This is a genomic window from Shewanella psychromarinicola, from assembly GCF_003855155.1.
Taxonomy (GTDB): Bacteria; Pseudomonadota; Gammaproteobacteria; order Enterobacterales; family Shewanellaceae; genus Shewanella; species Shewanella psychromarinicola.
Window position 1 is genome coordinate 134,322 of record NZ_CP034073.1, and the last position, 11,909, is coordinate 146,230.

Below are 11,909 nucleotides of genomic sequence, written 5' to 3' on the forward strand. Positions count from 1 at the left end.
AGTGCAAGTAAGCGACCCCGCTCAGTGATTAATAACGAATATTGAAAGTAAGATCAGAAAGCTTAAAATAATGGTGCGATAGCAGGACTTTTATAGTGAATAGCAGATAGCTAATAGTAGATAGCTAATAGCAGATAGCTAATAGCAGATAGCAGATAGTAGATAGTAGATAGCAGATAGCAGATAGTAGATAGTAGATAGTAGATAGTAGATAGTAGATAGTAGATAGTAGATAGTCATTAGCAAATGATGCTATTCAACGTACGAAAAAAACATTATAACAGTCGAAACTGCCGAGATAAGATGAACAACCCTAAAATCTCGGCAATAACGCGATTACATATCAGCGTTGATTTTGCGAGCTTGATGCAGTTTTTGTAGCTCTCAATCAAGCGAGGGTATGGCGCAATACCTTCAAGTTGCATGCTGGTTTTAGTTAGGCCGTAAAAATGCACCTTGCCAGTAACTGAACCGACAACATAGCCGATTTCCCCTTGCCGAACATGCTATTGGCATTACCAATAAGTGCTCAAGGTCTCAATTTTGATCTAAGGTCACTTCTAACACTGCGCTGACGCCTTGATAAAATAAGCCTCCTTGTACCCTATTGTAGCGCTCGCCCACCAGCCCAATGGCGCCTTTATGTACACAAAAAAACAACACCAAAAGTGGAGGCTTACGTCATCTTACATAAACACCTGTAGTGTATAGTCAATATTAATCAATAGCTTAAACCTAAAAAAAGAAATATAGTTGAATTCACCTCTGGCAGCCATCTTGCTGTAACCACGTATTGTTGAGCCTATTTTACTCATTCCTATTTAATCGATTATCGTAAATTAATAAGCAGATTTTCTATTTATAGCGTTTTTGGAACAAGTCATTGTCCATTAACATAGTTTACCCTTTTAACAAATCCCTTTACATTAGCACTTCGCTTTCGGGGAAACAGAGGGATAACAAATGACACATAAAAAATACAAAAACCTATTTTTACTCACAGCACTAGCTGCAAGCATGCAAGCTAATGCTGGCATAGAGTTAATGACTGATACTGTTGCAGGACAAGATACTAAAGTGACCTTGGGTGGCTATGCAAAAGTGGATGTCCGTCATGTGAATGGCGATATTGCTTATCAAGATTATTGGATTGCTAACTTCCCATCAGGTGTACCTGTCGATACATCTCATACGGGTTTTAATGTCAAAGAATCACGCGTAAATTTAAAAGTTCAACACGGTGATATATCTGGATTTGTTGAAGTAGATATGTACGGTGGTGGCGGTAACGAAGTAGTGAGTAACTCTTCAAACCCACGTTTAAGACATTTTTTTATTAGTTATAAAAACTGGTTGGCCGGTCAAACTTGGACCACATTTATGCCATTACATGCATTACCAGAAGCGCTAGATTTTGGTGGACCACATGTTGGCGAAGTGTTTATTAGACAAACACAATTACGCTACACCTATGGCGCTTGGCAATTTTCTATTGAAAATCCAGAAACCAATGGCAACGGAAGTATTGGTGCATCATCAAGTGGTGTCGGTGTAACTGGCGATCAAGCCGACAAAGATGAGTCTATCCCAGATTTTGTCGGCCGTTACGATCATAAAGCGGACTGGGGTCAATTATCTGTAGGGGCGCTTGTTAGAAAAGTGGACCAAGGCGGAATTGATGAGGTTGCCGTGGCAGCCAATGTAGGCGGCGTGATTAAAACGGTTGGTAAAGACGATTTACGTTTCCAAGTTACCGTAGGTGACTCTGGCCGATATGTTGCTGCTGGTATGACACCAGATATTGTTACTGATGACCAAGGAGAAACAGTAGTAGAGTCAACAACTGCATTTACTGTCGCTTATCGTCATTTCTGGACTGATACTTTGCGTTCTACCGCATTTTATGGCACAGCAGAAACTGATGAGACAAACAAAAGTCGCGCACATTGGGGCGTTAACTTAATCACTAACGTTACCCCTGAGTTAAGTGTGGGTGTCGAGCTAGGTAATTATGCCATTGAAGATGAAGGCATGACTGACATAGATTCAGACTATCTACAATTATCTGCTAAATACGCTTTCTAAGTTCCCAGACTACGATAGGTATTGCTCATTTACGGGCAGTATCTATCGAGTTTTTATTTATACTGCTAATTAGTAAAAATAATCCTTTTTTGAGTGAAAAGCTTTGCGAAAGTATTCAATCAATAATTTAATTTTTTTGTCAGGCAGTCTTGTGCTCGGGTATACCGCATAAATGCCTAAATCTTTGCCACTATGCTCAGTCAGTAAAGCGACTAAGTTATTTGCCTGTAAATCTTCATAAATATGCGCTTGGGGAAGATAAGCAATACCAAAATGCGCTAACGCTGCTTGCCTTAACGACTCAAGGTTATTTGATCGGAATCGACCCTGCACATTTACCGTGTAATTACCCTCAGCATTTTTAAATACCCATTGATCCACGCCACTACTTTCATAGTGATAAAGTAAGCAGCTATGTTTAGCCAGATCTTGCGGGGCCAGTGGAGTACCGTTTTGTTTTAAATATTCAGGTGTGGCACACACCAACCAATCGGAATCAATTAAGCGCCTTGCAATTAAAGACGAATCAACAAGATGAGCCGTTCTTATCGCTAAATCATAACCTTGATCAAGAATATCAACGAATTGGTCAGCTATGGTCAAATCAACATCGACGTTAGGATAATCACGACAAAAATCAGCTAATGCATTATTTAATACTAACCTTGCTGGCACTACTGGAATGGTCAGTTTGATCGTGCCTCGCACATCATCACTGTAGCCAGATATCGCATCGGCCGCCTCTTGAAATGCTATTTTGGCTAATCGCGCTTTACCATAAAATGTTGCTCCTGCATCCGTTAAGGCTAATTTCCTTGTGGTGCGATAGAGCAGTTGTGTATTCACATCTTGCTCAAGCCTTGCAATATGTTTGCTCACCACTGAGTTAGTCAAACTGAGCTTTTCAGCCACTTTTGTAAACGATCCTGCTTCTACAACCATGACAAATAAAATTATGTCATCCGCTTTTGCCACCATGCTATTAGCCTTCGATTATGTCACAAAAAGAAAAAATAAATTTCATTTGCGACATAATACCAGAAGTAAAAAATAATGTAGATTGTATGGTTACAACTTTGTGAACAATATTTATTTTCATTGCCTATGGGGAGGCTCACCATAAAGTAATATTAGTGCTTGGAGATGAACATGAATGGATGGTTTTTAGGATTATTAGCTTCAACAAAAAATAAAGCGAACCGTTTGGTTCGCTATTACTCTTTTTATCACAATGAACTTACGCTTGGCGCTCAACTCAATGAGTATTTATATCCCAGCTTTCGCTTTACGGGCTTGATGCAGTTTTTTGTAACTTTCAATCAAGCGTAAATGGGGCTCAATGCCTTCTAGCTGCATGCTGGTTTTTGTGAGGCCATAAAAGCGTACCGTGCCATTAACTGACCCCACCACATTGTCCATGACTTCTTGACCAAACATGCGGTTAAAGTTACCGATAAAGTGCTCAAGCTCTAAGTCTTCATCCAAGGTCACTTCAAGCACAGCGTTTACTGCTTGATAGAACAACCCACGCTGAACAGTGTTGTCGTTAAACTGTAAGAACTCGCCGACTAACTCAATGGCGTCGTCGTGGGAACCTAACGCGAGATAAATCAGGATCTTCAATTCAATAATGGTTAACTGGCCCCAAGCCGTATTTTCGTCGAACACAATGCCAATTAAGGTTCGAATATCGGTATGGTTATCTAACTGGCTCTCTTCTAAACGATTAACTAACTTAGCTAACGCTTTAGTGCTTAATGAATGCAGGTTTAAGATATCTTTGCGGTAATCTAGTGCTTTATTCGTATTATCCCAAATCAAGTCGTCTACAGGATAAACTTCCGAATAATCAGGCACTAAAATACGACAAGCAGAAGCGTCTAAATCAGTGAACTCGGCAATATACACTTCTTTACCCATGGCTTCTAAAATACCAAATAAGCCTTTGGCTTCTTCTTCGCTAGTGCCGGTAAAGTCCCATTCACAGAACTCATAGTCAAACTTACTGCTAAAGAAGCGCCAAGAAATCACCCCTGTTGAATCGATAAAGTGCTCAACAAAGTTTTCTGGCTCAGTGACCGCCATGCTATTAAAGGTCGGTTTTGGCACATCGTTTAAGCCTTCAAAACTGCGGCCTTGCAACAGCTCGGTAAGGCTCCGCTCTAACGCCACTTCAAAACTCGGGTGGCCACCAAATGAAGCAAATACACCACCGGTTCTTGGGTTCATCAATGTCACGCACATCACTGGGAACTGGCCGCCTAAAGAAGCATCTTTCACCACTATAGGAAAGCCCTGAGCTTCAAGCCCTTTAATGCCCGCTAAAATACTTGGATACTTTTCTAACACAGCCATTGGCACGTCTGGCAGAATAATTTCTTGCTCAATAATTTGACGTTTTACCGCACGCTCGAAAATTTCAGATAAGCACTGAACATGCGCTTCTTGCAGGTTGTTACCCGCACTCATGCCGTTACTTAAAAATAGATTTTCAATTAAGTTAGACGGGAAAAACACGGTTTCGCCATCTGATTGGCGAGTATACGGAATCGCACAAATACCGCGATCAATATTGCCTGAGTTAGTATCAATCAAGTGTGAGCCACATAGCTCATCGTCTGGATTATAGATGTCTAAACAGTATTCATCTAACATGCCAGCAGGAAGCACGTCATCTTCTTCCAGTTGGAACCATTTTTCATTGGGATAATGGACAAACTCGCTATTAGCGATCTCTTCACCAAAGAATTGATCGTTATAGAAAAAGTTATTATTAAGACGCTCAATAAACTCACCTAAAGCCGAGCATAGCGCGCTTTCTTTGGTCGCACCTTTGCCGTTGGTGAAACACATTGGTGACGCTGCATCACGGATATGTAAAGACCAAACATTAGGCACAATGTTGCGCCATGACGATATTTCGATTTTCATACCCAGGTCGGCTAACAAGCCGGTCATGTTTTTAATGGTTTGTTCAAGCGGTAAATCTTTGCCTAAAATAAACGTGCTCGCATCGCCGTCGGGTTGGCCCATCAGCATGGCATTGGCGTCTGCGTCTAGTTTTTTAACCGTTTCGATTTTGAATTCAGGACCCGTTTGTACCACTTTTTTAACCGTACAGCGGTCGATAGAACGTAAAATACCTTCGCGATCTTTATCGGAAATATCATCCGGTAATTCAACCTGAATTTGAAAAATTTGGTTGTAGCGATTCTCAGGGTCAACAATGTTGTTTTGCGATAGTTTGATATTCTCAGTCGAAATATCACGAGCTTTACAATACACCTTGAGAAAGTAGGCTGCACAAAGGGCTGACGAAGCCAAGAAATAATCAAAAGGACTGGGAGCTGAACCATCACCTTTGTAGCGAATAGGTTGATCGGTCGTAACGGTAAAGTCGTCAAATTTAGCTTCGAGTCTCAGGTTGTCGAGAAAATTTACTTTGATTTCCATTGAATATATCCACAGTCGTGCGCAGCCAATCGGCCTGCTTGTATAATTAGGGGCAATTATCGGTGTTTTTGACCCAAGAGTCTTGAGTTAATTAATAAATGATCACAACAAAGCGATTTCGCGGAATAAACGATGTTAGTGAGTTGCAAAGCGAGTCGTGGAGATCCTTATTAAGACAGAATACCTTGAGGATTTCACTGTTTTCTATTCAAACGCCAAGGTATCACTATTCCTAGGTTCTAGGTCGCTTCGCTGCTAGATGCTATAAGTTTTAGCGCGAAGCTGTCCCTAGCAGGACGCAGTCCGCCCCCTCCTAGACAACCACAATTGATTATTGGCTTTTTTCGGTTTCACGCTTAACCAATATAAAGGTCAGGTACATTTTAGTCGGCAATGACAACGCCATACCAATGGCGACACACATAGCACTAATCATAATCCCTTTGACGCCCATCATCTCAATCGTTTCACTGAAGTTATGGCAATAAATCCCTAACAAAATTAAGCTAATGCCCATAGTGATGCATAATTTTAAGACTAAAATGAGTTTATTATCTGACATTATGACTTCACCCACCAGCATTCAACTTAGCTAATATAATGAATTGATTTACGATCCTAAGCGTTGATCCAGATCAACAGAAACTGGGGAATTATAGAGTGGATCGATAGCGTGAGCATAATGCCAATCAGATCTATTATCTGAACCCTTCAGAGCGGCGCAAGCTATTCAATTTAAAGCGCATTAACCCAGCAATGGCGATCCCCGTTAATTTAAGGATAGTCGAAATTGGAGTTGGGCTTATGTGTTTTTATTCAGGCGTTTTATTAACAATCGATGCAGAAAAGGATAAACGGATAAAACGGATAAAAAGGAGATATTGGAAGTAGTTAACTATTATAAATGCTTAACTATTATAAATGCTTAACTATGTTGAATATATTTAAAAGCATTGCAGGCACTTAAGCTGTTTAAGATACTTAGCATATTGAAAAAGGATAAATCATTAAATTATAGACATAAAAAAACGCAAACAGTCGTTAAACCGTTTGCGTTATCTTACAAAGTCGAGTTACACAGCTACTACGTTAGCAGCTTGTGGGCCTTTCTGGCCTTGCTCAACATCGAAAGAAACTTTTTGGCCTTCAGCTAAAGTTTTGAAACCTTCTGAAGTGATTGAACGGAAATGAACAAACACATCAGCGCCGCCATTATCAGGAGTAATAAAGCCAAAACCTTTATCTTCGTTAAACCATTTTACTAAACCAGTTGTTTTATCAGACATTTTGTGTCCCTTATATATTTAAATTTAATCAATCTGTCGCGAAAATGCGATGCGCTCGAGCTTGAATTATTGAATGTCACGATGAAGCTAAGGGAAACACAGAGGATAACAACGATAACGAAGAGATTCTAAGGCTTTTCTTTTACTTGATGTTCATTAATAACTCTGAATGTCAGAGCACGAGATATATTACAGTAGTTTTGGATATTGTAAAGGCTTAATGTGTAAAATCGTTAAAATGATGGTGAACATGACTTAAACATGAATGCTCTGAGCATCTGATTTTAGTAAACAGCCCCAACTTACCACGATAAAACGCAACAAAAAGGCCAAGTACCTCAGCAGCAGTTAAGCAAAATAACCACCAATAACTTATTTATTACAGTAACTTAGAGGCGGATAGTTAGGTTTATTTATAAACGCATTTGATTAACGGTCACAAAAAATCACTTTGCTAATGTTTTTGTTCTGAATAAAAATATCAGCCTTACCCCACATTTTAATTATAAAGCCAAAAAAGGTGGGATAAGACGACTAGGATAAATTTACCCGTTTCCTATGAAACGATACTGCAGACTATCTCTATGTGACTAAAAATAGGTTTGATTGATGCTGTCATGCAAATTATCTAACTCAATCTGCATTAGATCGATAAAATCATGAAGCTTGTCCTGTTTAAGCTTTTCCGGCTTGGCAGACATCAACTGTTGATTCGCGCCTTGCAACGCCTTAGTAATATCATGATTACGAGGTAAGCGTTCTAATCTGGCTTCAATCTGTTGTAATGCATGCCTTAATGAACGAGGGAAGTGTTCTTCTTGCAGCAAAAACTTCAACACATCGGCTCGATTAATACGTAAACGCACTTCTCGGCGATACATTTGATAGCCCGTTAACGATTTTAAGACACTCATCCACTGAATATTGTCAAAAGCCGATTGCTCATGCTCGATATCAGGCAACAAAGAAGCGGAGCGCACATCGATGATCCGAGTAGTCATGTCTGCACGTTCAATGTTGCTACCGATGCAAAGAAACTCATAACAATCATCATGTGTCATGGTTCCAGACAACATACCGGTGATAGTTTGGTTACCTAAAATAATTTTGCTTAAATAGTTATAACGTTTGTGTCGAGAGAACACTTCATGCTGACTTTCCATAGCATATAGGTATAACGCATTAATTTGTTCCCAAGCTTCCCGTGGAATAATCTCTCTAATAGTACGAGCATTTTCACGCGCGGCGCTAATAGAGCTAATAATAGAGCTTGGGTTTGCTTTGTCAGTAACCATAAAGCTAATAACCGCATGCTCGGTTGCGTCATCATGTAAGGAATAAAACAACTCACGATCAGACAAAATATCGACAATCGGCTCCCAACCTAACACCACACTTTTGGGCAAATCCAATAGCATATGAGAGTTAACATTGATTAAGCGCGCGGTGTTTTCGGCTCGCTCTAAATAACGTGCCTGCCAGTATAGGGTACTGGCAACCCTTGAAAGCATGCTCATAATGACTCCATATCGACAATCCAAGTATCTTTACTGCCACCACCTTGTGACGAGTTCACCACGGTAGACCCCTTGCGCATTGCGACTCGAGTCAAACCACCTGCGGTGACCGTGACATTCTTACCACTAAGAATGAAGGGGCGCAAATCCAGATGACGAGGCTCTACTTTAGTATCAAACAACGTTGGAGCAGTAGATAAAATCAGCATAGGTTGAGCGACATAATTCCTGGGGTCTTCAGTAATTAACGCTCTAAATTCTTCATGTTCTGCTACTGAAGCATGAGGTCCAATTAACATGCCATAGCCACCGGATTCATTGGCAGGTTTAACCACCATTTTGTCAATGTTGTTGAGCACGTATTCACGCTCTTCATCATTAAAACACTTGTATGTGGGCACGTTGGCTATCAGTGCATCTTCATCCAAGTAGTATTTAATAATTTCAGGCACATAGGCGTACACGACTTTATCATCGGCTACGCCAGACCCCGGCGCATTGGCTAATGCAACATTGCCAGCTTTCCAAGCACGCATAAGACCCGGCACGCCTAAGGTAGACTCAGGGTTAAAGACTTCAGGATCAAGAAACTCATCATCAATTCGACGATAAATAACATCCACTCGAGATAAGCCTTCAATAGTACGCATATAGACAACATTATCGTCCTCAACCACCAAATCACTGCCTTCAACGAGTTCGGCTCCCATTTGCTGGGCAAGGTAGGCGTGTTCAAAATAGGCTGAGTTATAAATACCTGGGGTAAGAACCACTATTTCAGGTTCTTCAATTTCTCTGGGGGACATTTCGGCTAACATGTCGTAAAGCTGAGATGGATAATCATCAATGGGTAAAATGCTGTATTTTTCGAACATTTCTGGAAAAACTCGCTTCATCACTAAACGATTTTCCAACATGTAAGACACACCAGAAGGCACTCTTAAGTTATCTTCCAGCACATACACGGTACCTTCATTATCCCTGACCAAATCAGAGCCGCAAATGTGTGCCCAAATGCCAAGTGGCGGGGTGAATCCTTTACATTGCGGTAAGAAGTTCTTGGATTTATTCAGCAAATCAGCGGGGAAAACCCCATCTTTAATAATATTTTGCTCATTGTATAAGTCATTGATAAACATATTCAGCGCTTTCACTCGCTGCTTCAGTCCTATCTCAATTTGTTGCCATTCTTTTTTATCGATTAATCTCGGGATAATATCAAACGGCCATGCGCGATCGATTGAGCCTTCTTCATCATTGTATACCCGAAAAGTAATACCCATGACGTGAATAGCTGAATCTGCAGCCGCTTTATATTCAATGATTTCGGAGTCAGAAAGAGAGCTTAAGTAATGACACAAATCAATAGCGTAGGGTCTTGGAACCCCATGATTCTTAACGAGTTCGTCGTGATAGTTGACGACATTGTAATCATTCCATTCAATAGTCATATATACCCTCTTTGGTTGCTTTTCAAACAACCATTATAGGCATAATTTAGAATTTTTATCGGATTAATTCATTTTTTTTTACAAAGTATAAAATATATTTTACACTTTATTGGCAAAAACATAGCCTTCTCTCGTTAACAATTTGCTTGATTTAAGCTGAGATATCACCGTTATCGCCGGTAATAATTTCATGAACAAAACGCAGTTTATCTAGCGCGGTAATTGAAATAACAAATGGATAGGCATCGTCCATCCCCATACTGCGATTCAAAGCATTTAGCACTGCGGTTAACCGGCACCAATCATTAAACAAATGGGTGAAGCTAGTCGATGTATAGGTTTGGCTGTAATCAGCCGAATTCACTAACGGGTTAGCAACTAGGTTGCCCGATACACTAAATTGGAAGTCATTGGCGGTTTCAAGCGTATCGACCATGTGTAAATAATGCGCCCACGTTTCAGCCCAATCTTCCCATGGGTGCATACTGGCATAAGCACTTATCCACACATTTTGCCAATTGTTAGAAGGTCCGTTTTGATAATACTGGCGCATGGCATCGGCGTAATCTAAGCGTTCGTCGCCGAACAACGCTCTGAACTCATCCAAGCGAGGAGAGTTTTTTATCAAGCGATCCCAAAAATAATGACCCGACTCGTGTCTAAAATGACCGACCAAAGTGCGATAGCGCTCTTGCATCATTTCCCGCATCTGAATGCGGGAAGCCGAATCAGCCTCATCTAAATTAATGGTGATCAACCCAGCATTATGCCCGGTAGAGACATAGTTCTTAACCGTTAATTCATTGCCAAATTCATCCTCGACCTGATCTTTTAAAAACGCAAAACCTAAACCAGAAATAGGGTCAGTAAATCGGTTAATCACCGGCAAATTAAGCTTAAGCAAAGTATACAGCAAACGTCTTTTAGCTTGCTCCATACGAAACCACAACTTGATGTTATTTTCATCAGCAAGATTGGGTATGGTTTCTGTCAGACGACAAGACACACATAGCTCATGGCTATCTTGAATCGGGACCATCCAATTACATACATCATATTGGGAATAGTTTTTACACTGCCTATATAACAAACCATTACTGGATGCTTGCAGTTGCCCGTTACGGTTTTTAGTAAATGCACTGAGTTGCTGTTCTTCGGGGATAAACCCCAATAGCAAACTGCATGATACGCACTTGCTATTAGCAAAGTGTAAAGTGCTTCCACATTGACAAGAAAACGTCTTCAAACGTGAATTCCTTAATGAACAAACTCAAACTGAACATAACTCAGCATCATGGGCTAATTTAGAGTTAAGCGCAATGGCCATTCAGCACCATTAATAACCCCAAAAAAGCTGTTTTTTTGAGTAAAAAGCCTATCGAAAAAGCGCTTCAACATCACGCTTCAACTTGTTTACCATTAAATCAATAATCTCAAGATTATTGATTTAATGGGTAACTGATGAGTATCCATAATCCAATAGATATTAGGGGCAATCATTAGTGTATTATAATAAAAATAGTCAACTTAAGCTCATAATTCGATATTAAAACGTGCGATCCGGGCTTCTGCCATGGTGCATTGAGTAAGGTGAGTCAGTTCGCCCAAGGTGATATTTGGCTGGTCATTAATCAAACGCATAAGCTTTGCCTCTAAAGGTTCTAACTTGTCGGCATGACCAAGCAATGCGGTTTCAATCTTGTGGATAAGGTAACCAAAACTAACATCACTTTCTAATTTTAATCGCTCTGTAAACGACTGAATCTTAATAGCCTCACCTGATACCCCCCAATGTCGAGATCGACGCACACGCTTAACCTCGCAGTCATATTGCAGCGCTATCGTTTTAGCTTGCTTGGTTTTCTCGCCGCCTATTCGGTGGATCAGAGAAGGTAATCGGATAGTAATATCTTCGGTCATGGCCTACGGTGAAAATCTATTGGGTTGGAATTTGCTAGCTTGATTAGCTAAAAAAATAGTTATTCTCTATCACTTATCAGCATCAATTTAAAAAGAGATATTGTGATTTCTGGCAACACAGATCATCTAAAAATGCGCTTGCTGAGATCAATGGCGTTTTAGGGTTAGCATTTTAACGTTATAATGGCGCACGAATG

General features: G+C 40.3%; 9 protein-coding genes and 1 pseudogene. 1 reads left to right on the forward strand and 9 read right to left on the reverse strand.

Annotated elements, in window-relative coordinates:
- Nucleotides 1–336: 336 nt before the first annotated feature.
- A pseudogene (locus EGC80_RS22300) lies at nt 337–669 on the reverse strand (OsmC domain/YcaO domain-containing protein); the annotation flags it as partial.
- A 294-nt stretch (nt 670–963) separates the two neighbouring features.
- Here EGC80_RS22300 and EGC80_RS00545 point away from each other — a divergent pair.
- Nucleotides 964–2,085 carry a DcaP family trimeric outer membrane transporter gene (locus EGC80_RS00545; RefSeq protein WP_124013815.1) on the forward strand — a complete coding sequence of 374 codons (1,122 nt, stop codon included), beginning with the start codon at nt 964–966 and terminating at the stop codon, nt 2,083–2,085.
- 69 nt (nt 2,086–2,154) lie between these two features.
- On the opposite strand, the gene EGC80_RS00550 is transcribed toward EGC80_RS00545, so the two are convergent.
- From EGC80_RS00550 to EGC80_RS00585, 8 genes are all read right to left on the reverse strand, one after another.
- A complete protein-coding gene (locus EGC80_RS00550) occupies nt 2,155–3,063 on the reverse strand; it encodes a LysR family transcriptional regulator (RefSeq protein ID WP_101032741.1) in 909 nt (302 codons plus the stop codon).
- Between the two features lie 288 nt (nt 3,064–3,351).
- The gene (locus EGC80_RS00555) at nt 3,352–5,538 is read right to left on the reverse strand and encodes an OsmC domain/YcaO domain-containing protein (protein WP_124013814.1); all 2,187 of its coding nucleotides are present in this window, start codon (nt 5,536–5,538) and stop codon (nt 3,352–3,354) included.
- A 331-nt stretch (nt 5,539–5,869) separates the two neighbouring features.
- A complete protein-coding gene (locus EGC80_RS00560) occupies nt 5,870–6,100 on the reverse strand; it encodes a hypothetical protein (protein ID WP_101032743.1) in 231 nt (76 codons plus the stop codon).
- Nucleotides 6,101–6,611: 511 nt separating this feature from the next.
- Nucleotides 6,612–6,824 (reverse strand): transcription antiterminator/RNA stability regulator CspE, encoded by a 213-nt coding sequence (cspE, locus tag EGC80_RS00565; RefSeq protein ID WP_101032744.1) that lies wholly within the window; start codon nt 6,822–6,824, stop codon nt 6,612–6,614.
- Nucleotides 6,825–7,414: 590 nt separating this feature from the next.
- Nucleotides 7,415–8,341, reverse strand: a complete 927-nt coding sequence (locus tag EGC80_RS00570) for an alpha-E domain-containing protein (RefSeq protein ID WP_233768573.1) — start codon at nt 8,339–8,341, stop codon at nt 7,415–7,417.
- Nucleotides 8,338–9,792, reverse strand: a complete 1,455-nt coding sequence (locus tag EGC80_RS00575; RefSeq protein WP_124013813.1) for a circularly permuted type 2 ATP-grasp protein — start codon at nt 9,790–9,792, stop codon at nt 8,338–8,340. The genes EGC80_RS00570 and EGC80_RS00575 overlap by 4 nt, the downstream gene beginning before the upstream one ends.
- Before the next feature lie 151 nt (nt 9,793–9,943).
- Complete coding sequence (locus tag EGC80_RS00580; RefSeq protein ID WP_124013812.1) at nt 9,944–11,038, reverse strand: zinc-binding metallopeptidase family protein; 1,095 nt, start codon at nt 11,036–11,038, stop codon at nt 9,944–9,946.
- Between the two features lie 287 nt (nt 11,039–11,325).
- Nucleotides 11,326–11,712 (reverse strand): ribosome recycling factor family protein, encoded by a 387-nt coding sequence (locus EGC80_RS00585; protein ID WP_124013811.1) that lies wholly within the window; start codon nt 11,710–11,712, stop codon nt 11,326–11,328.
- Nucleotides 11,713–11,909 lie beyond the last annotated feature (197 nt).

Coding starts and splice junctions, on each gene's coding strand:
- cspE (WP_101032744.1), bottom strand. CDS start 6,824: ATGTCTGATAAAACAACTGGTTTAGTAAAATGGTTTAACGAAGATAAA.
- EGC80_RS00570 (WP_233768573.1), bottom strand. CDS start 8,341: ATGAGCATGCTTTCAAGGGTTGCCAGTACCCTATACTGGCAGGCACGT.
- EGC80_RS00575 (WP_124013813.1), bottom strand. CDS start 9,792: ATGACTATTGAATGGAATGATTACAATGTCGTCAACTATCACGACGAA.
- EGC80_RS00560 (WP_101032743.1), bottom strand. CDS start 6,100: ATGTCAGATAATAAACTCATTTTAGTCTTAAAATTATGCATCACTATG.
- EGC80_RS00545 (WP_124013815.1), top strand. CDS start 964: ATGACACATAAAAAATACAAAAACCTATTTTTACTCACAGCACTAGCT.
- EGC80_RS00550 (WP_101032741.1), bottom strand. CDS start 3,063: ATGGTGGCAAAAGCGGATGACATAATTTTATTTGTCATGGTTGTAGAA.
- EGC80_RS00585 (WP_124013811.1), bottom strand. CDS start 11,712: ATGACCGAAGATATTACTATCCGATTACCTTCTCTGATCCACCGAATA.
- EGC80_RS00555 (WP_124013814.1), bottom strand. CDS start 5,538: ATGGAAATCAAAGTAAATTTTCTCGACAACCTGAGACTCGAAGCTAAA.